Raw genomic sequence first — 19,285 nt, forward strand, 5'->3', positions numbered from 1 at the left:
GCCGCGCGCGCCGCCCGGTGGTAAAATCCGCGTTTTTGCACGGACCGCCCGCCATGACCTCTACCGTCCCCTCCCCTGCCCAATCGGCTACCCTGTCGGCCCTGTCCCCGCTGGACGGCCGCTACGCGTCGAAAACCGACAAGCTGCGCCCGATCCTGTCCGAAGCCGGCTTCATGCACCACCGCGTGAAGGTGGAAATCGCCTGGCTGCAGGCGCTGTCGCAGGCAGGCTTCCCGGAGATCAAGCCGTTCTCGAGCGAAGCGAACGCTCACCTCGAGCGCATGGCGGCGAACTTCGGCGACCTCGAGGCGGCGCGCATCAAGGAGATCGAGGCGGTCACCAACCACGACGTCAAGGCGGTCGAGTACTGGCTCAAGGAGCAGGTGAAGGACGTGCCCGAGCTGGTGGCGGCGAGCGAATTCATCCACTTCGGCTGCACCTCGGAAGACATCAACAACACCTCGCACGGCATGATGCTCAAGGCCGCGCGCGATGGCGTGCTGCTGCCGGCCCTGCAGTCCATCATCGCCAAGCTGACCGAGATCGCGCACGCCAATGCATCCCTGCCGATGCTGTCGCGCACCCATGGCCAGACCGCCAGCCCGACCACCCTCGGCAAGGAATTCGCCAACGTGGTCGCGCGTCTGCAGCGCGCCGTCAAGCGTATCGCCGACGTCGAGATCCTCGGCAAGATGAACGGCGCGGTCGGCAACTATAACGCCCACCTGTCGGCCTACCCGGGCTTCGACTGGCCGGCGTTTTCCAAAGAAGTCATCGAGCAGCGCCTCGGCCTGGTCTTCAACCCCTACACCATCCAGATCGAGCCGCACGACTACATGGCCGAGATGTTCGACGCCATCGCGCGCGCCAACACCATCCTGCTCGACCTGAACCGCGACATCTGGACCTACGTCTCGCTCGGCTACTTCAAGCAGAAGCTGCGGGCCGGCGAGATCGGTTCGTCGACCATGCCGCACAAGGTCAACCCGATCGACTTCGAGAACTCGGAGGGCAACCTGGGCCTGGCCAACGCGGTGCTGCGCCACATGGCCGAGAAGCTGCCGGTCTCGCGCATGCAGCGCGACCTGACCGATTCGACCGTGCTGCGCAACATCGGCGTGGGCTTCGGCTACGCGCTGCTGGCCTATGACAGCTGCCTGCGCGGCCTGAACAAGCTGGAAGTGAATGCGGCCCGCCTGGAAGCCGACCTGGACGCGAGCTGGGAAGTGCTGGCCGAGCCGGTGCAGACCGTGATGCGCCGCTACGGCATCGAGAACCCGTACGAGCAGCTCAAGGAACTCACCCGCGGCAAGGGCATCACCCGCGAAGCGCTGCAGGAATTCATCGGCAAGCTGGCGATCCCGCAGGACGCCAAGGACCTGCTGCTGCAGATGACGCCGGCGAACTACACCGGCCTGGCGGCCGAGCTGGCGAAAGCCATCTGATCCACGCGGACGGGCGGCCGCGCCGCCCGTCCCATGCCGCGCATGTTCATGCGCGGTTCAATACTCCCACATCAGCTTCACCCCGAGCCGGCGCTCGATCTCGGCCCGGTACAAGATCGTCCCGTATTCCCCGTGCCCGCCGCTGAGGTTCTCGCCGGTCAGCGCCAGTTCCAGCCCCGGCCGGATGCGCCAGCCGAAGCGCGCGTCGAGCGCCGTGTAGGACGGCACGTCCGGGAAGGACTTGCCCGCCACCTTGCGCAGCGTGAACTCGACGTCGCGCCGGTCGTCGATGCCATAGATCGAGCGCAGCTGGAAGGTATGCGCCGGGTCGCGCTTGGCCACCAGGGTGGCGCTCTGGTCGCGGCTGCCCGGCTTCAGGCGCAGCTTCTGGTGCATGGCGGTCCAGCCGGCCGACAGGCGCCAGCGCTCGGCCGCCTGCCAGCTGCCCCAGGCCTCGACGCCGCTCGAGCGCCCTTCCATCAGGCTGTCGAAGGTGATGAAGCCGGCCGGGTTGGTCTCGGTGGTGCGCAGGTAGTCGTAATCGTGGTGGAACAGGGTCACCGAATAGGCGAGCGCCGGCACCGGGTTGCCGCGGTAGCCCAGTTCGAACACCCGGGCCACCTCGCCGCGCACCTGCGCCCCGCCGCGCAGCAGATAGGGCGGGCGGCCCGGCAGGAAGGCGTCGACATCGAGACGCGAAGGCGCGCGCACGGTACGCGAGGCCGCCGCCCATAGCGCATGCTGGGGCGACAGGCGCCACGACAGGCGCGCGCTCGGCAGCCATTCGGTCCCGGTGTATTCGTTGTACTCGAGGCGGCTGCCCAGGGTCAGGTACCAGTCCTGGCCCAGCGTGACCTCGTCCTGCGCGAACAGGCTGGCCCATTGCTGGGTCGTGCGCGCCGGCAGGAAGGCGACGGTGGCCGTGTTGTCGACGCGGTCGCGGCTGTGGCGGACATTCGCGCCCCAGACGACACGGTGGCGGCCGGCGGCGGCCAGGGTGTGCTGGAACTGCAGGTCGGTAGTATACAGACGTTCGCCGAACAGCGGCTCGGTGCGGCGCAGCGTGTGGTCGAAATACGCCTGCGCCATCAGGCTGGCGCCGTCGTCGAGCAGCCGCTCCCAGCGCACGCTCAGGTTGACGCCGTCCGAACGCACCCGCCCCAGGGTGGCGGGCACGCCGGGCGCGGCGATCTCGCCCGGCGCCGGCTGGTCGAAGCGTCCGCGGTAGGCATTGCCGATCAGGCTGAAGCGATCCGGACCGCGCTCCCAGTCGGCGCGCACGCCCACCAGGCTGCGACGGTAGGCGTCGTCGACCGGGGCGCCGCTGGCCAGTTCGCTGTCCTCGCGCCGGGTGGTCTTGCCGAACACGCGCCAGGCCACGCCATTGTCGAGCGTGCCGCCGTGGCGGTAGGAGACGGTGGCGCCGTCGGTCGCGGCCTGCAGCGCCGCCAGGCTGCCCTGGGTGTCGCCTGCGGAGCGGGTGGTGATGTTGATGACGCCGTTGACCGCGTTCAGGCCCCACAGCACCCCGCCCGGCCCGCTGACCACTTCGATGCGCTCGACGTCTTCGAGCAGAACTTCCTGGGCATCCCAGAACACGCCGGAAAACAGCGGCGTATACACCGAACGGCCGTCGATCAGCACCAGGAGCTTGTTCGAATAGCTGTTGCCGCTCTGGTTCATGCCGCGCGCACTGATCGAATAGCTGTAGCCGTTGATGCGCGCCACATGCAGGTTCGGGGCCAGGCGCAGCACTTCCGGCAGGGTGGCGGCGCCGGAGCGGCGGATGTCCTCGGCGGTAATGACAAACACGGCGGCGGCGGCATCCTGCAGGCGCTCGGGACGCTTGGACACCGACATCACCGGGATGTTGGCCAGCTCTTCGATCGACAGGTCGACCAGGTTGTCGGCGCGGCGGACAGGCTCTTCTTCCGCATGCGCACCGAGCGCGACCGCCAGGCCGAGGCAGACCGCGGCCACGCGTTTGAGCGGTCCCGGGGTGCAGGTCAGCGGTGAAAGGGCATTCATATTTTGCTCCCTGGCATTCAAACCGATTGCCAGTTATCTCTGATAAACAATGCGTCGGTCGAATTTTACATTCCGGACACTCCGGCTGTGCAGCTCTTGCAAACCGTGCTAGTGTACTTGGCGGAAAAATGCCCCTTTCAGCAGCATGCGATAAAGACTGGTATAGTTAGTTCTAACACGTACGACTTTCCGAAATGTAATCTTCATGCACCGCTATACCCTTCCGGCCATCGTCCTGCACTGGCTGCTTGCCCTCCTGATCATCGGGACCTTCACGCTCGGGCTGGTCATGACCGACATCCCGGGCATCACCCCGACCAAGCTGAAGTATTTCAACTGGCACAAATGGGCCGGCGTGACGGTGCTGCTGCTGGCCGCCCTGCGCCTGCTGTGGCGCCTGTTCCGCCATCCGCCGGCCTACGCCGACGCCATGCCGGCCTGGCAGCGCGGCGTTTCCCACGGCCTGCACTGGCTGCTGTACGTCCTGATGTTCGCGGTGCCCCTGTCCGGCTATTTCTACAGCCTGGCCACCGGCTATCCAATCGTCTGGTTCGGCGTGCTGGAACTGCCGGTGCTGATGGGGCCGGATCCGGCCCTGAAAGTCATCCTGAAGGATGTCCACTACTGGCTCAACATGCTGCTGGCGCTGCTCGTCGGCCTGCACGTGGCGGCCGCGTTCAAGCATCTGCTGGTCGACCGCGACGGCGTGATGGCGCGCATGCTGCCTTTTTCTATACGTAAGGAGTCTTGATGAAACCCATGAAAAGCCTGCTGCTGGCCTCGGTGCTGGCCAGCGCCGTCGCCATCGCCGCGCCCCTGAAAACCGATCCTGCGAAAAGCAGCGTGACGGCCACCTTCAAACAGATGGGCGTGCCGGTCGAGGCGAAGTTCAAGCAGTTCAGCGCGCAGATCGACTACGACGCCGCCAAGCCGGCCGCGTCGAAAGCCAGCGTCGATATCCAGACCGCCAGCCTCGACCTGGGCGACCCGGACTACAACAAGGAAGTCGCCAAGAAGGAATGGTTCAACACGGCCCAGTTCCCGAAGGCGAGCTTCGTGTCGACCGCGATCGCGCCGGCCGGCGCGGGCAAGCTGAACGTGAGCGGCAAGCTCACCATCAAGGGCCGCAGCGCCAACGTCAGCTTCCCGCTGAGCGTCAGGGCGGAAGGCGGCAAACAGGTATTCGAAGGGCAGCTGCCGATCAAGCGGCTGGCCTTCAACATCGGCGAAGGCGAGTGGAAGGACACGAGCATGGTCGCCGATGAAGTTGTCATCAAGTTCCGCGTCACAGCGGGCCAGTAATCACCCCATCAACACCTCACCAACCGCAAGGAATCGTTCATGAAAATCAAGCACCTGATCGCGGCCCTGGCCGCCTCGAGCACCCTCGGCGCCGGCATCGCCTTCGCGGCCGACACCTACAAGATCGAACCGAACCACACCTATCCGAGCTTCGAAGCCGACCACATGGGCATCTCGGTCTGGCGCGGCAAGTTCAACAAGACCGACGGCACCGTGACCCTGGACCGCGCAAAGAAAACCGGCACCCTCGACATCACCGTGTACATCGACAGCATCGACTTCGGCCACGACAAGATGAACGAGCACGCCAAGAAGCCGGACATCTTCGACGCCGCCCAATTCCCGACCGCGACCTTCAAGTCGAAGTCGATCAAGTTCACCGGCGACGTCCCGACCTCGGCCGAAGGCGAGCTGACCCTGCACGGCGTGACCAAGCCGCTGACCCTGACCATCAACAAGTTCAAGTGCATCGATCACCCGATGCTCAAGCGCGAAGTGTGCGGCGCCGACGTGACCGGCAGCTTCCAGCGCAGCGACTTCGGCATCAACTTCGGCCTGCCAAAGTTCTCGCCGGAAGTGAAGCTGGCGATCCAGGTGGAAGCGGTCAAGCAGTAATCGCCTTACCCAAAGGAAAAAGCCTCGGTGCCGAAGGGCACCGAGGCTTTTTGTATGCCGATTGCGCCGTCAGCGATCAGCGGCCGTCGCGGTCGGCGTCACCCGGGATGGCGCGCTCGACCTTGTGCCATGCGGCGCGCGAAGCGTGCTTGGCCTGCTCCCAGCTCAGGCGCGAGTTGCCCTTGGTGCGTTCCCATTCGGTCGACAGCTCGTTCTCGTGCATGTCGTAGCCGCCCGGGTAGCGGCCTGCCGAGTTGTAGCCCAGCGCATAGGCCGGTGCGTAGTCGTCGTAGGTGTAGCCCGGGGTGTAGTACGGCTGGGTCTGGTAAGCATTGCGCCAGTGGGCGTCTTCCGCCTGCGGGTTGACCATCTTGGCCACGCCCTTGCCGGCCATGCCGCCGACGGCCGCGCCGATGCCGGCGCCGGCCACCGCGCCCACCGGGCCGCCGACCGCACCGCCCAGCACCGCACCGCCAACCGCAGCGCCGCCCGCAGCGCCGACGCCGGTGCCCAGGTGATGGTCATGCAGTTCGTCGCCCGCTTTCGGGTTGACGACTTCGCCGGTGCCCTTGCCTGCCGCGCCGCCGGCCAGGCCGCCGATCACGGCGCCCGCTGCGGCGCCGACCGGGCCGGCCACCGACCCTGCCACCGCACCGGCCGCAGCGCCGCCGGCGCCGCCGACACCCTGCGCCAGGTTATGGTCGTGCAGTTCGTCGCCCGCTTTCGGGTTCACCACTTCGCCCGCGCCCTTGCCGGCTGCGCCGCCGGCCAGGCCGCCGACCACCGCACCGGCAGCCATGCCGATCGGGCCGCCGGCCGCGCCGGCCATCGCGCCCACGGCCGCGCCGCTGCTGGCGCCGACGCCCTTGGCCAGGTAGTGTTCGGACAGGTCGTCGCCCGCTTTCGGGTTGACGACTTCGCCCACGCCCTTGCCGGCGATGCCGCCGGTGACCGCGCCGATGGCGGCGCCCGCCACGGTGCCGACCGGGCCGGCCGCCGAACCGATGGCGGCGCCTGCCGCCGCGCCACCCAGGGCGCCGACGCCGGTGCCGATGATGTGGGTGCCGCCGCTGTCGGTCCAGGATTGCTGGATGTGGCGCGCGTCTTCGTCCGAGCGGGCGTTCACGCCCATCACGATGCCGCCGCGCTTGATGCCTTCTTCGTAGTGGACGGCACGGTCTTCAGGGATGCCCGCGCCGATCAGCGCGCCGATCAGGCCACCGGTGATGCCGCCGGCGCCGGCGCCGGCCAGGGCCGCTGCCAGCGGGCCGGCGACGACCACGCCCAGGCCCGGCAGCACCAGGGTGGTGCCGACGGCGGCGATGCCGGCCAGGACGGCGCCGATGGTGCCGCCAATGCCGGCGCCGATGCCGGCGCCTTCGGCAGCCTTGCTGCCCAGTTCAGTATCGGTGTCGCCGAAGTGGGTCTTGCGCGCTTCGTCCGACATCATCAGGTTGACGTCGTCTTTGGTGTAACCGCGGGTCGAGATCGAGGAATAAGCACGTTCTGCGCTGGCACGGTCGGGGAACAGGCCAGTGACCATGCGGGAATTCTGGTTGGTGTTATTCGAATCGTAGTTGCTCATGGCGAATCCTTTCAGAAGGTTCAGGTGCTGGGTCCTGCAAACAAATCGATCTTGCAAGTGTTGAAACCTTATTCCCGGGACAAGAGCGCTTCTGTTCGCTGACGCACCCTAGCGCTTCTTTTCGCTCAACAGTTCGCGTCGCCAGAACAGGCATGCAGATTCGCCGTCTAACGTTCGTTGCCGCACCGACCTGAAGGGGACTGGTCTCTAGACTTTTCTCCATGGCCACGGCAATTCAAGGGCCTGGGGGTATGTTTTCTTACACTTGAAGGAGGTACACCATGTTATTCATCATTTGGATCGTTGTCGGTGGCATTCTGGGCTGGCTGGCCAGCATGGTCATGAAAACCGACGCAGAACAAGGCATGATTCTCAACGTCGTGGTTGGTATCGTCGGCGCCTTCCTGGGCGGCTGGCTGCTGTCGCCGCTGTTCGGCACCGGCACCATCAACTCCGATGACTTCAGCGTCTCGTCGCTGCTGGTTTCGTTCCTGGGTGCTGTCATCCTGCTGGCGATCGTGAACCTGCTGCGTCGCGGCCGTGTTCGCTAATCAGCGATCGGGTAGCCCTACCTAAAAAAACCAACGCTTCATGCGTTGGTTTTTTTACGCCCACCGTTCCACCGGTCTTTCCATATGACCCTACTATCACCCAAACGATTCTGGACCATCCTCGTCACGGCCGCGCTCACGCTGGTCGGCGGCATACTCGCGCTCAATTTCATGCCGAGCGAAACGCAGATCGAGACCCGCCTGACCCGCCAGTACGACACCAACGACCCGCAGTTCCGCCGCTCGCTCGGGGTCCTGCTCGGCCCACCCATCCTCGAAGGGAATAAAGTCGAGGTCCTGCTCAATGGCGACCAGATCTTCCCGGCCATGCTGGACGCGATCCGCGCGGCCGAAAAAACCATCACCTTCGAAACCTATATCTACTGGTCGGGCTCGATCGGCAAGGAATTCACCGATGCCCTGATCGAGCGCGCCCGCGCCGGCGTGAAAGTCCACGTGATGCTGGATTTCATGGGCAGCCTGAAGCTCGACCTGGCGCAGATCGACGCCATGAAACAGGCGGGCGTACAGGTACAGCGCTACCACAAGCCGGTGTGGTGGAAGCTGGCGCGCCTGAACAACCGTACCCACCGGAAACTGTTGGTCATCGACGGCAAGGTCGGCTTCACCGGCGGGGTCGGGATCGCCGACCAGTGGCGCGGCAATGCCCAGGATAAGGACCACTGGCGCGACACCCATTTCCGCATTGAAGGACCGGTGGTCGGCCAGGTGCAGGCCGTGTTCAACGACAACTGGACCAAGGCCACCGGCACCGTGCTCGACGGCCCCGATTACTTCCCGGCCCTGCCGCAGGCCGGCGACATGCCGGCCCAGATGTTTTCCAGTTCGCCGACCGGCGGCGCCGAGTCGATGCACCTGATGTACCTGATGGCGATCACCTCGGCGCGCAAGACCATCGACCTGTCGGCCGCCTATTTCGTGCCCGACGAGCTCACCATCCGCACCCTGATCGAGGCGGCAAAACGCGGCGTGCGCGTGCGCATCCTGATGCCGGGCGAGATCATCGATTCGGACCTGGTCAAGGCGGCCTCGCGCGAGCGCTGGGGCGAGTTGCTGGCCGCGGGCGTGAAACTGGCCGAATACCAGCCCACCATGTACCACGTGAAGGCGCTGATCGTTGACAATCTGCTGGTGTCGGTCGGCTCGACCAACTTCGACAACCGCTCGTTCAGCATCAACGATGAAGCCAACCTCAACGTTCTGCACGAAGGCTTCGCACGCGAGCAGACCGCCATCTTCGAGGACGACTGGCGACACGCCAGCCCGGTGACCAAGGCGGAACACCGCGAACGGCCATGGTGGCAGCGCCTGAGCACCGGCTTCGCCTCGCTGTTCAGCGCCCAGTTGTAGGACAAGTCTCTAACGAAAAACGATGCGTTTGTCTGTACGAAATACTGGTTGACGACGTGTATGGTGATTACGGATACTCTTGGATGCTCCGCGGAGCCCAAGAGTTCCCACTTCCTATACATAGACGCGAATGAAAAAGACCCTCCTCTCGCTGGCCATCCTGACCAGCTTCGCCGCACATGCGGACGAAGGCATGTGGATGCCGCAGCAGCTGCCACAAGTAGCCAAGCAACTGAAAGCCGCCGGCCTCAAGCTGGATCCGTCCACCCTGACCAAGCTGACCGAGTTCCCGATGGGCGCGATCGTGAGCCTGGGCGGCTGCTCGGCCTCGTTCGTCTCGCCGCAGGGCCTGGTCGTCACCAACCACCACTGCGTGTACAACAGCATCGCGGTCAACTCGACCCCGGAACGCGACCTGCTGGCCAACGGCTTCCTGGCCAAGACCCTGGGCGAAGAGCTGCCGGCCGCGCCGGGCAGCCGCGTCTACGTGACCGAGGAAGTGGCGAACGTCACCAACCAGATCATCACCCCGGAAGTCGCCAAGCTGAACGGCAAGGCACGCATCGACGCCATCGAACAGAACCAGAAGAAGCTGGTGGCTGAGTGCGAAAAGGAAGCCGGTTACCGCTGCACCGTGGCCAGCTACTACGGCGGCCTGGAGTTCTACCGCCTGAAGCAGCTGGAAATCCGTGACGTGCGCCTGGTGCACGCACCGCCGGCCGGCGTCGGCAAGTTCGGCGGCGACACCGACAACTGGATGTGGCCGCGCCACACCGGCGACTACGGCTTCTACCGCGCCTACGTGAGCAAGGACGGCAAGGCCGCCGAGTTCTCGCAGGACAACGTGCCGTACAAGCCGAAGCACGTGCTGAAGATCGCCGATCCGAGCGCCAGCGCCAAGGAAGGCGACTTCGTGATGGTGCTGGGCTACCCGGGCCGCACCAACCGCCACCGCCTGCCGTCGGAAGTCGAGTCGACTTTCACCTGGAACTACCCGGCGTTTGTTGCGGCATCCGGCGAGACCCTGGCGATCATCGAGCGCGAGACCAAGAACGACCCGGCCGCCAAGCTCAAGTACGCAGGCCAGATCGCCGGCGTCAACAACTACTACAAGAACCGCAAGGGCATGCTGACCTCGTACGCGAACAGCGACTTCCTGCAGCGTAAGACGGCCGAGCACAACGCCCTGAAGGCCTGGGTCAACGCCAACCCGGCGCGCAAGGCGCAGTACGCCGCCGACATCGAGCAGGCCGAGAAGCTGATCGCCGAGCGCGACGCCAACGCCAAGAAGGGCTTCTACCTGTCCTACGCCCAGCCGAAGTTCCTGTCCTCGGCACGTTCGCTGTACCGCCTGGCCAACGAGCGCACCAAGCCCGACGCCGAGCGCAAGACCGGCTTCCAGGAACGCGACCTGGCACGCTGGAATTCGGTCATCGCCGGCCAGGACCGCACCTACGACGAAAAGGTCGACAAGGCGCTGGTGCTGAACTTCCTGAGCAAGTACAACGCCCAGCCGGCCGCCGAGCACGACGCCGCCTTCGACGCCGCCCTCGGCATCAAGCCGGGCATGAGCGACGCCGAGCTGAAGGCCGCGCTGGACCGCATCTACGCCGGCTCCAAGCTGGCCAACAAGGAAGAGCGCAGCGCATGGCTGAAGAAGTCGCCGGCCGAGTTCCAGGCCTCGAACGACAGCTTCATCAAGGCCGCCGTCGCGATGTACGACGCGTCGATGCGCGATGAAGCCAAGGAAGAGGAAATGGCGGGCAAGATCCAGCAAGCCTACGCCAACTACATGCGGGCCAAGATCGCCTACATGAACAGCAAGGGCCAGGCCGTCTATCCGGACGCCAACGGCACCCTGCGCGTCACCTTCGGCAAGGTGATGGGCCGTGACGTCGGCGCCGACGGCACCGGTTCCTGGACCGCGTTCACGACCCCGAAAGGCATCGTGGCCAAGCACACCGGCGAAGGCGAGTTCAACGCGCCGGCAGCCCAACTGGCGGCGATCCAGTCCAAGGACTTCGGCAAGTACGCCGATCCGAAGCTGAAGACCGTGCCGGTCAACTTCCTGGCGACGCTGGACATCACCGGCGGCAACTCGGGTTCGGCCGCGCTGAACTCGAAGGGCGAGCTGATCGGCCTGGCTTTCGACGGCACCCTGGATTCGATCATCTCGGACTGGGACTTCAACAAGGCCATGACCCGCTCGATCCAGGTCGACAGCCGCTACATGCTGTGGAACATGAAGCATGTGGACAAGGCCGACAACCTGTTGAAGGAAATGGGCGTGCAATAAGCTTGCCGGCGTCCCCCTTGGGGCGCCATGCATGAGGAAGCCACGCGGCCCGCAAGGCCGCGTGGCTTTTTTCGTTTCAGGCCACCGTTCGTGCAGTTCGTCGCACATCGGGCGCAGGGGGGCGGATCTGACGCTATGCTTCCTTCATCCAAGTGAAAGGACCGACATGACCACGCCCCGGCTACTCTGCGGCGCGCTGCTGGCGCTGGCCTGCTCTGGCGCAGCGGCGCAGGAAACGCCCAATCCCTACGCGAAGGCGCGTGCCATCGTCGAGGACCTGAACCGCATCAGCGCCCCGTCCGGCGTGCAGGAATCCTACAAGGTCCGCATCGGCGGCGTCGACCAGTGGCTCAGCGTGCGCGGCCAGGACCGCGCCAACCCGATGATCCTGTTCGTGCACGGCGGCCCCGCCTCCCCCATCACGCCGACCATGTGGCAATTCCAGCGCCCGGTCGAGGAATACTTCACGGTGGTGAACTGGGACCAGCGCGGCGCCGGCAAGAGCTATGCCGAAGCCGATCCGGAAAAGGTCGGCGCAACGATCCGCATCGAGCGCTACGTCGATGACGCCATCGAAGTGGCCGAGCACCTGAAGGCGACATACGGCAAGCGCAAGCTCATCCTGATGGGGCACAGCTGGGGCACCATCGTCGGCATGCGGGCGGCCCTCAAGCGCCCCGACCTGTTTCACGCCTATGTCGGCATCGGGCAGGTGCTGAACGTGCGCGAGAACGAGCGTATCAGCTTCGACTACGCCTACGAACGCGCCAGGCGCGAGAACAATGCCGAAGCGGTCAAGGAAATGGCATCGATCGCGCCCTACCCCGGCGACCGGCCGATCACGCGCGAACGCATCGTCATCGCGCGCAAGTGGCCGCAGCACTACGGCGGCCTGTCCGCGTTCCGCAGCGAATCCGGCTACTTCTTCCGCGGCCCCCTGCTCTCGCCCGAATACACCCCGAGCCAGGTGAAGGACATCGACAAGGGCAGCCTGCTGACCCTGGGCCGCGTGCTGCCCGAATTCCTCGAGGTCGATTTCTCGAACCTGAAGCGCTTCCCGATCCCGGTCGTGATGTTCCTGGGCCGCCACGACTACACCACACCGGCCGCGCCGACCGTCGCCTGGATGAAAGCGGTGAACGCGCCCTACAAGCGCATCGTCTGGTTCGAGCGCTCGGCACACATGGTGCCTTGGGAAGAACCGGGCAAGCTTCTCGTCAGCCTGCTGGAGGTCGTCAAGCCCCTGGTGAAATGATCGCGTCCAGCTCGGCCGCGATCTGCCGGGCCAGCTGGTGGATGTGGAAGCCGTCGACGAAGCCATGGTGGGCCTGCACCGAGAACGGCAGCTCGAGGCGGCCGCCCGGCGCGGCGCGGAACTTGCCCCAGACTAGCGAAGGGATGTCCGGATGCGCCAGCGAGGCGCTGGGGTGCTGGATGGAGGTGAAGGCCAGCCAGGGAATGCAGGTGATGAACACCTGCTCCTTTGCTTCGCGCGGGCCGAGGCTGCGGTAGGCGCCGTTCAGCTCCGTCATCGCCGCGGCCTGTTCGCGCGCCGCGATGCCGCGCGCGACGAATTCGCGCAGGTCGTCGCTCCAGTCGAACAGGGCGAAATTCAGGTCCTGGTGCTGGTTGAGCACGGTGAAGGACGGCCGCAGGCGATCGATCCGGAACACCTCGCCGTCCAGCAGGCGGTAGCGGAAGTTGTCCACCTTGAGCACCGCGCGCAGCACCGCGCACAGCAGCACGTGGAACGGCGCCAGGCCCGCTTCCCGGCACCAGGGCCGGAAGTCCGGCAGCTCGAGCGGAAAGCAGAGGTTGACCGCGGCGCTGTCCATCGCGTCGAACAGCGCGAAGCGGTCGCGCCGCCGTTCGAACGCCTCCATGTCCCTAGCGCTTGTTCAGGCGGCTGTGGCGCACGCTGTACAGGAAGTAGGTGGCCACCGCGACGCCCATCCAGATGAAGAACACGCGGAAGGTGGCCGGCGACAGGTCCTTCATGATGTACAGGCAGGCGCACACCGACAGGCCCGGGATCACATAGGGGCCGAAAGGCACGCGGAAGTGGCCCGGCTCGCCGGGGCCCTGCTTGGCGCGGATCACCGGCACCGCGATCGACACCACGATGAAGGCGGTCAGGGTGCCCATGCTCACCATGTCCCACAGGAAGGTGGCGTCGACCAGGCCGGCCACCGCGCCCACCACCAGGCAGACGATGATGGTGTTGCTGACCGGCGCCTGGGTGCGCTTGTTCACCTTCTGGAAAGTCTTCGGAATCAGGCCGTCGCGGCTGATGGCGTACAGGATGCGGGTCTGGCCATAGATCGTCACCAGGGTCACCGAGAACACCGACACCACGGCGCCCGCCGACAGCACCAGCGCCGGCCAGGCCTGGCCGGTGACGTTCTGCAGGATCACCGACAGGCCGGCTTCCTGGCCCGCGAACATGCGGGCAGGCTGGGCGCCCGTCGCGGCTACCGCCACCAGCAGGTAGAAGACGGTCACGATCAGGAGCGCGGACAGGATCCCGATCGGCACGTTGCGGCGCGGGTTGTTCACTTCCTCGCCGGCGGTGGCGATGGTGTCCAGGCCGATGAAGGAGAAGAACACGGTGCCGGCGGCGGCGGTCACGCCGGCCATGCCCACGTAGCCGCTGTCGGGGTCGGGGCTGAAGAAGGGCGTGAAGTTGGCCGAATCGAAGCCGGTAAAGGCGATCACGACGAAGAAGATCAGGATGGCCAGCTTGACCAGCACCATGATGGCGTTGGTGGTCGCCGATTCCCTGGTGCCGCGGATCAGGAGGATGCAGCACATCGCCACCAGGATCACCGGCGGCAGGTTGAAGTTGCCGGGGCTGAAGTGGACGTTGTGGTGGTCGGACACGAACATCGGCGAGCGCAGGTGCGACGGAATCTCCCATCCGAAGGCATTCGACAGGAAGTTGCTCAGGTAGTCCGACCAGCCGATCGCCACCGCGCTTCCCGCCAGGCCGTATTCGAGCAGCAGGCAGGCCGCCACGATGAAGGCGGCGAACTCGCCCACGGTCGCATAGGCGAAGGAATACGAGGAACCGGCGGCGGGCACGCGGCCGGCCAGTTCGGCATAGCACAGCGCGGTCAGGCCGGCGGTGACGGCGGCCAGCAGGAAGGACAGGATCACGGCCGGCCCCGCCTTCGGCACCGCCTCGACCATCGTGAAGAAGATGCCGGTGCCGACGGTGGCGCCGACGCCGATCATGGTCAGCGGGAACAGGCCGAGTGAACGCTGGAGGCCGCCGCTGCCGCTGCCGCTGTCTTCGTCATGGTGTCGTTCAGCTGTTTTGGTGCGGATCAGCTTTTGGCCAAGGGTCAGATTCACTGCGTGTCCTTTGTGTGGAAGCTTTGGGCGCTTCGGTCGAGCGCGCTCTAAAACCTGCGATTATAGGGGCAGATGTGTTCTCTCAATAAAATAGTTTTCGCAAAGATGCATTTACTCAGCATCTTTTGCTAGAATGCTCCCGTCCGCACCGATTCGCCATCGTGTCCGGACCATTTTTTGGCCATAAACATGCATGCCTAATACATCATTAGAGGAAATCACCATGATCTCGAGCGCTTCCCGTCCGTACATCGACGCTTCCGTCCCCGTCCTGCGCGAGCACGGCCTGGCGATCACCACCACCTTCTACCGCAACATGTTCGCGGCCCACCCCGAGCTGAAGAACCTGTTCAACATGGGCAACCAGGCCAGCGGCGCGCAGCAGCAATCGCTGGCGTCGGCGGTGTTCGCGTATGCCGCCAACATCGGCAATGCCGCGGCGCTCGGCCCGGTGGTGAGCCGCATCGTGCACAAGCACGCCGCGGTGGGCATCCGTGCCGACCACTACCCGATCGTCGGCCACCACCTGCTCGGCGCCATCAAGACCGTGCTGGGCGACGCCGCCACCGAGCCGCTGCTCAAGGCCTGGGAAGAAGCGTACACCTCGCTGGCGCGCCTCCTGATCGATGCGGAAGCGAAGATGTACGAGGAAGCCGGCGTGCAGCCCGGCGAGACGCGCGCGATGCGCGTGACGGAAGTGGTGCGCGAGAGCGACAACGTGGTATCGATCCGCTTCGTGCCGCTGGACGGCGGCGCCCTGCCGCCCTTCCGGGCCGGCCAGTACCTGAGCGTGGCGGTCGATTTCAGCGACGGCCACCGCCAGCTGCGCCAGTACAGCCTGTCGGACGCGCCCGGCAAGGACAGCCTGCGCATCTCGGTCAAGCGCGAGGAAGGCGGCGTGCATCCGGCCGGCGAAGTGTCGACCTGGCTGCACGACAACGTGAACGTGGGCGACCTGCTGCACGTGATCCATCCGTTCGGCGACTTCCTGCCGGATACCGAATCGAACGAGCCCGTGGTGCTGCTCTCGGCCGGCGTCGGCATCACGCCGATGATCGCGGCGCTGAACCGCATCGCGCAGGTGAACCCGGAGCGCCGCGTGATCTTCGCCCACGCCGCCCGCAACGCCGCGCACCATGCGCACCAGCGCGACATCGCCGCGGCAAAAGCGCGCATGCCGCACCTGCACGTGGTGACTTTCTATGAAGAGGAAGAGGCGAGCGGCGCCCTCAAGGGCCGGATGGAGCTGGCGCGCCTGCCCTCGTGGCCGCGTGGCGAGACCGACGTCTACCTGTGCGGCCCGCTGCCCTTCATGCAGGCGCAGTGGAACGCCCTGCTGGCGGCCGGCGCCCCGGCCAGCCGCCTGCACCGCGAGGTGTTCGGGCCGGACCTGCTCGATAATCTGCTGTAACGCGTAGGGTGGTCGGCTTCGCCGACCGCGCGTTCAGCCATCGCATGCATGACCGCAGCGCATCCGGGAGCTGGACGCGCGGCATTGGGTGAACGTCAATCCAGCAGATGCACGTTACGCCCGGTAATGCTCCGCTGCGCCGGGTGGCCATACACCCGGATCCCGCCCGAGCCGCCGCCGTGCGCCACCAGCGACTGCTTCACGGTGGCGCGAATCCCGCCCGAACCGTCGGCCGCCAGGTCGGCGTCCTGCGTCGACAGCGCGGCCAGGTCCACGCTGCCCGAGCCGGCCACGCGGGCATTCAGCGAACGCACCGCGCCGCCGGCCTGCAGCACCCCCGAACCGGCCACGCTGGCGCGCAGGTAGTCGCCGCGGATCTCGCCGATGTTCATGCGGCCCGAACCCGCCAGGCTGAGGTCGGCGCTGGCGCTCTTCAGCGCACCCGCATCGAGGACGCCCGAGCCGCTCACGCGCGCATGCAGGCTGTCGACCCGGCCGGACAGGCGTACCTGCCCGGAACCGCTCTTGCGCACCTCCAGCGGCGCGCCGTCCAGGTCGCGCACGACGACCTGGCCGGAGCCGGCGGCGCGCACCTCGGTCAGGCGCGGCGTGGTGTAGACGATGCGCACCGGGGTCTTGCTGCGCAGCTGGCGCTCGCTGGCGATCTTCAAGGTATTGCCCTGCGCCTCGGTGCGGATGTAGGGCAGCAGGTTGCCGTCGGCTTCGACCAGCAGCGAGGGCGCCTGGCCCGGGCGCACCTGCACCTCGACCTGCATCGACCCGCTGACGTCCAGCACGCCGTGCGCCGCCACCTGGCGCTGGTCGCGCGCGGCGACGCCGTCGCCCTCGACCGCGCTGTCGCTGAACACCGTGCGCATGCGCACGTCGCCGTCGTTCGGCGACACGATGATGGCGCAGCCGCTCAGGGCAGCGACGGCGGCGGCAATGGTGGCAAGGGCGATGAGACGCATGACGAAAATCCTCCGTGATTGTTAACTGGTGCGACTTTAACAATCACTTCGCCCTCCCGCCCGCCCCGTGCGACAGGCTGCAGGAAACGATAGCTGAACTGCGGCTGGCCGAGCTGCGGCTGCACGCCGCCGGCGGACGCTTCAGCGGTTGCGGAACAAGTCCTTGTATTCGCGCGGCTGCGAACGCCAGTACTGGGGCGGCGCGAACACCTGCTCGCCCAGCTCGGCCGCCGCGTGCCAGGGCCAGCGCGGGTCGTACAGCATGGCGCGCGCCAGGCCGATGAGGTCGGCCTGGCCCTGCTGCAGGATGCTTTCCGCATGCTGCGCCTCCGTAATCAATCCGACGCCGATGGTCGGCATGCCGGTCTCCTCCTTGATGCGCTGCGCGAAGCCGACCTGGTAGCCGGGTCCAAGCGGGATCTCTTGCCGCGGCGACAAGCCGCCGGTCGAGACGTGGATGAAGTCGCAGCCGCGTTCTTTCAGCTCGGCGGCAAAACGCAGGCTCTGCTCGATCTCCCAGCCGCCCTCGACCCAGTCGGTGGCCGAGATGCGCACGCCCACCGCCATCTCCCGCGGCACCGCGGCGCGCACGGCCTCGAAGACCTCGAGCGGGAAGCGCATGCGGTTTTCCAGCGAACCGCCGTAGGCGTCCGCGCGCAGGTTCGACAGCGGCGACAGGAACTGGTGCATCAGATAGCCGTGGGCCGCATGCAGCTCGATGCCGTCCAGCCCCAGCGCAGCGGCGCGGCGCGCGCCGGCGACAAAGCCGTCTTTGACCCGCGCCAGGCCGTCCGCATCGAGCGCAAGCGGCGGCGCCTCGCCTTCCGCGTGCGGGACAGCCGATGGGGCCAGGGTCTGCCAGCCGCGCGGCTGGCTCGGTGCGACCTGGGCGCCGCCTTCCCATGGCACCCTGGTCGAGGCCTTGCGCCCGGCGTGGGCCAACTGGATGGCGATCTTGATGGGGGAGTATCGGCGCAGCGCACGGATCACCGGCGCCAGCGCCTCCTGGTGGGCGTCGGACCACAGGCCCAGGTCATCCGCGGAGATGCGGCCCTCGGGCGTCACCGCCGTCGCTTCGATGATCAGGAGGCCGGCGCCGGACAGCGCCAGATTGCCGAGGTGGATGGTGTGCCAGTCGGTCGGCAGGCCGTCGACGCTTGAGTACTGGCACATCGGGGCGATCGCGATGCGGTTGGGGAGTTGCAGGGGGCCCAGGGTGACTGGGGAGAAAAGCATGCTGCTCATGAAGCCTCCGCTCGGGGCAAAGGCTTCAGTCTAGCTTGGCGGCGGGTTTGATGCTGCGAGCTTGCCTGGAAAAAAAAAGGGGAAGCACCGCTTCCCCTTGTTCGTCTGCTCAGCCGATACGCGTGACCATCAGCCCGGCACGCAGGCCGACCCGCACGTCCGGGTTCGGAAACACGACCAGTTCCTCGTCGTGCTCCACCCGGTACACGGTGTCGCCATCGGTGGCGATGACGTCGCCCTTCTTCATCGGCGTGAAGTTCCAGGTCTCGCGCCCCACCGACATGGTGAAGGCATCGGACAGCTTGATCACCTGGCGCGCCGTCGCGAACACGTGCGGCGCCGCCTTGGCTTCAAAAGCCGGCCGGCCGCGCAGCAGGCGGTCCAGCGCCTGGGACGCATCGGCGAACTGCGACAGGTCGTTCTGCCCCAGCGTCCCGACCCGCCCCAGCTCCACGGTGCTGCCCGCGGCGCCATGGTGCTCGCTTGAATAGTAGCTGTAGGTGCCCACCGACTTCGGGTTCATGATGACGGCGCCGATCGCCGCCTGTCCCAGCCAGTCGATGAGCGCCTTGCGTGGCTCCTCACGAATGATCTCGGGCACAATCGCGAACATCGGATAGTGCGAAGGCCGGATCGCCGTGTGCAGGTCGAGGTGCCAGCGCTGCGCACCCGCCCCTTCGAAGAAAGCGCGGGTGGCGTCGATCAGCGCATCGGCGCGCGCCGCTTCCGCGGTCCCGGCCAGCGTCCCGCGATCCGCACGGAACATGCGGTTCAGGTCGGCGTCGATGAAACGCTTGCCCTGGGCGATGGCATCGATGTTCCCGACGCACAGCATCAGGTCCACCGCCAGCTCGCGCGGGGTGCGCGACAGGGCTTCGATCAGCCAGGCCACCATCTCGATCGGCCCGGTCTCGTCGCCATGCACGCCCACCGACACCAGCACGCTCGCGCGTGCCGGGTCGGGCGCCGCCGCTTTCACCGTCAGGATGCCGGGCGCCGGCAGCGCAACCGCGAAGCCGGCGCTCGAGAAGCGCTGCGCGACCGAAGCGAAATCCGCTTCGGCCAGTGCGCGCACCGCTTCCGGCAGCGCGGAACCCAGGTTCGCGCTCAT

The 19,285-nt window shown here is 66.4% G+C and carries 16 protein-coding genes; 9 read left to right on the forward strand and 7 right to left on the reverse strand.

The genetic code is table 11. From position 1 onward, the window contains the following. Window positions 1-53 precede the first annotated feature (53 nt). Window positions 54-1,445 carry an adenylosuccinate lyase gene (gene purB, locus MasN3_RS24615; RefSeq protein WP_281911017.1) on the forward strand — a complete coding sequence of 464 codons (1,392 nt, stop codon included), beginning with the start codon at window positions 54-56 and terminating at the stop codon, window positions 1,443-1,445. Between the two features lie 57 nt (window positions 1,446-1,502). Here the strand turns inward: purB and MasN3_RS24620 are convergent, their stop codons facing one another. Next, complete coding sequence (locus tag MasN3_RS24620) at window positions 1,503-3,473, reverse strand: TonB-dependent receptor plug domain-containing protein (protein ID WP_281911019.1); 1,971 nt, start codon at window positions 3,471-3,473, stop codon at window positions 1,503-1,505. 205 nt (window positions 3,474-3,678) lie between these two features. Between MasN3_RS24620 and MasN3_RS24625 the strand changes: the two genes are divergently transcribed. The 3 genes from MasN3_RS24625 to MasN3_RS24635 are packed head-to-tail and all read left to right on the forward strand — an operon-like array spanning window position 3,679 to window position 5,390. Further along, window positions 3,679-4,224, forward strand: coding sequence for a cytochrome b (locus tag MasN3_RS24625; RefSeq protein ID WP_281911021.1), 546 nt, complete (start codon window positions 3,679-3,681; stop codon window positions 4,222-4,224). Then, window positions 4,224-4,775 carry a YceI family protein gene (locus MasN3_RS24630; protein WP_281911022.1) on the forward strand — a complete coding sequence of 184 codons (552 nt, stop codon included), beginning with the start codon at window positions 4,224-4,226 and terminating at the stop codon, window positions 4,773-4,775. The genes MasN3_RS24625 and MasN3_RS24630 overlap by 1 nt, the downstream gene beginning before the upstream one ends. A 39-nt stretch (window positions 4,776-4,814) precedes the next feature. Then, the gene (locus tag MasN3_RS24635) at window positions 4,815-5,390 is read left to right on the forward strand and encodes a YceI family protein (RefSeq protein ID WP_209587091.1); all 576 of its coding nucleotides are present in this window, start codon (window positions 4,815-4,817) and stop codon (window positions 5,388-5,390) included. A gap of 76 nt (window positions 5,391-5,466) precedes the next feature. On the opposite strand, the gene MasN3_RS24640 is transcribed toward MasN3_RS24635, so the two are convergent. Continuing rightward, a complete protein-coding gene (locus MasN3_RS24640; protein ID WP_281911024.1) occupies window positions 5,467-6,975 on the reverse strand; it encodes a hypothetical protein in 1,509 nt (502 codons plus the stop codon). Window positions 6,976-7,256: 281 nt separating this feature from the next. Here MasN3_RS24640 and MasN3_RS24645 point away from each other — a divergent pair, with 281 nt between their 5' ends. From MasN3_RS24645 to MasN3_RS24660, 4 genes are all read left to right on the forward strand, one after another. Next, window positions 7,257-7,526, forward strand: coding sequence for a GlsB/YeaQ/YmgE family stress response membrane protein (locus MasN3_RS24645; RefSeq protein ID WP_036212790.1), 270 nt, complete (start codon window positions 7,257-7,259; stop codon window positions 7,524-7,526). Between the two features lie 84 nt (window positions 7,527-7,610). Then, on the forward strand, window positions 7,611-8,897 hold the full coding sequence (gene cls / locus MasN3_RS24650; protein WP_281911028.1) for a cardiolipin synthase: 1,287 nt from the start codon (window positions 7,611-7,613) through the stop codon (window positions 8,895-8,897). 130 nt (window positions 8,898-9,027) lie between these two features. After that, window positions 9,028-11,193 (forward strand): S46 family peptidase, encoded by a 2,166-nt coding sequence (locus tag MasN3_RS24655; protein ID WP_281911030.1) that lies wholly within the window; start codon window positions 9,028-9,030, stop codon window positions 11,191-11,193. A gap of 166 nt (window positions 11,194-11,359) precedes the next feature. Then, window positions 11,360-12,448: an alpha/beta fold hydrolase gene (locus MasN3_RS24660; protein WP_281911031.1), complete on the forward strand. Its 1,089-nt coding sequence runs from the start codon at window positions 11,360-11,362 to the stop codon at window positions 12,446-12,448. On the opposite strand, the gene MasN3_RS24665 is transcribed toward MasN3_RS24660, so the two are convergent. Continuing rightward, window positions 12,429-13,076, reverse strand: a complete 648-nt coding sequence (locus MasN3_RS24665; RefSeq protein ID WP_281911033.1) for a CatA-like O-acetyltransferase — start codon at window positions 13,074-13,076, stop codon at window positions 12,429-12,431. The two genes, MasN3_RS24660 and MasN3_RS24665, sit on opposite strands and share 20 nt — an antisense overlap. 4 nt (window positions 13,077-13,080) lie before the next feature. Next, entirely contained in the window at window positions 13,081-14,547 is a 1,467-nt protein-coding gene (locus tag MasN3_RS24670) for an APC family permease (RefSeq protein WP_281911035.1), read from the reverse strand. Window positions 14,548-14,770: 223 nt separating this feature from the next. Here MasN3_RS24670 and hmpA point away from each other — a divergent pair, with 223 nt between their 5' ends. Further along, window positions 14,771-15,958, forward strand: a complete 1,188-nt coding sequence (gene hmpA, locus MasN3_RS24675; protein WP_281911036.1) for an NO-inducible flavohemoprotein — start codon at window positions 14,771-14,773, stop codon at window positions 15,956-15,958. A gap of 95 nt (window positions 15,959-16,053) precedes the next feature. Here hmpA and MasN3_RS24680 read toward each other — a convergent pair whose 3' ends face one another. From MasN3_RS24680 to MasN3_RS24690, 3 genes are all read right to left on the reverse strand, one after another. Continuing rightward, a complete protein-coding gene (locus tag MasN3_RS24680) occupies window positions 16,054-16,929 on the reverse strand; it encodes a head GIN domain-containing protein (RefSeq protein ID WP_281911038.1) in 876 nt (291 codons plus the stop codon). 141 nt (window positions 16,930-17,070) lie between these two features. Then, the gene (locus tag MasN3_RS24685; RefSeq protein ID WP_281911040.1) at window positions 17,071-18,174 is read right to left on the reverse strand and encodes an NADH:flavin oxidoreductase/NADH oxidase; all 1,104 of its coding nucleotides are present in this window, start codon (window positions 18,172-18,174) and stop codon (window positions 17,071-17,073) included. Between the two features lie 109 nt (window positions 18,175-18,283). After that, window positions 18,284-19,285: a succinylglutamate desuccinylase gene (locus tag MasN3_RS24690; RefSeq protein ID WP_281911042.1), complete on the reverse strand. Its 1,002-nt coding sequence runs from the start codon at window positions 19,283-19,285 to the stop codon at window positions 18,284-18,286.

Origin of the sequence: Massilia varians, assembly GCF_027923905.1 — a bacterium.
Classification (GTDB): domain Bacteria; phylum Pseudomonadota; class Gammaproteobacteria; order Burkholderiales; family Burkholderiaceae_D; genus Telluria; species Telluria varians_B.

What these genes read in the sequence shown, in the direction of transcription:
- purB (WP_281911017.1), top strand. Translation starts at nt 54, where the DNA reads ATGACCTCTACCGTCCCCTCCCCTGCCCAATCGGCTACCCTGTCGGCC.
- MasN3_RS24620 (WP_281911019.1), bottom strand. Translation starts at nt 3,473, where the DNA reads ATGAATGCCCTTTCACCGCTGACCTGCACCCCGGGACCGCTCAAACGC.
- MasN3_RS24625 (WP_281911021.1), top strand. Translation starts at nt 3,679, where the DNA reads ATGCACCGCTATACCCTTCCGGCCATCGTCCTGCACTGGCTGCTTGCC.
- MasN3_RS24630 (WP_281911022.1), top strand. Translation starts at nt 4,224, where the DNA reads ATGAAACCCATGAAAAGCCTGCTGCTGGCCTCGGTGCTGGCCAGCGCC.
- MasN3_RS24635 (WP_209587091.1), top strand. Translation starts at nt 4,815, where the DNA reads ATGAAAATCAAGCACCTGATCGCGGCCCTGGCCGCCTCGAGCACCCTC.
- MasN3_RS24640 (WP_281911024.1), bottom strand. Translation starts at nt 6,975, where the DNA reads ATGAGCAACTACGATTCGAATAACACCAACCAGAATTCCCGCATGGTC.
- MasN3_RS24645 (WP_036212790.1), top strand. Translation starts at nt 7,257, where the DNA reads ATGTTATTCATCATTTGGATCGTTGTCGGTGGCATTCTGGGCTGGCTG.
- cls (WP_281911028.1), top strand. Translation starts at nt 7,611, where the DNA reads ATGACCCTACTATCACCCAAACGATTCTGGACCATCCTCGTCACGGCC.
- MasN3_RS24655 (WP_281911030.1), top strand. Translation starts at nt 9,028, where the DNA reads ATGAAAAAGACCCTCCTCTCGCTGGCCATCCTGACCAGCTTCGCCGCA.
- MasN3_RS24660 (WP_281911031.1), top strand. Translation starts at nt 11,360, where the DNA reads ATGACCACGCCCCGGCTACTCTGCGGCGCGCTGCTGGCGCTGGCCTGC.
- MasN3_RS24665 (WP_281911033.1), bottom strand. Translation starts at nt 13,076, where the DNA reads ATGGAGGCGTTCGAACGGCGGCGCGACCGCTTCGCGCTGTTCGACGCG.
- hmpA (WP_281911036.1), top strand. Translation starts at nt 14,771, where the DNA reads ATGATCTCGAGCGCTTCCCGTCCGTACATCGACGCTTCCGTCCCCGTC.
- MasN3_RS24680 (WP_281911038.1), bottom strand. Translation starts at nt 16,929, where the DNA reads ATGCGTCTCATCGCCCTTGCCACCATTGCCGCCGCCGTCGCTGCCCTG.
- MasN3_RS24685 (WP_281911040.1), bottom strand. Translation starts at nt 18,174, where the DNA reads ATGAGCAGCATGCTTTTCTCCCCAGTCACCCTGGGCCCCCTGCAACTC.
- MasN3_RS24690 (WP_281911042.1), bottom strand. Translation starts at nt 19,285, where the DNA reads ATGAGCGCGAACCTGGGTTCCGCGCTGCCGGAAGCGGTGCGCGCACTG.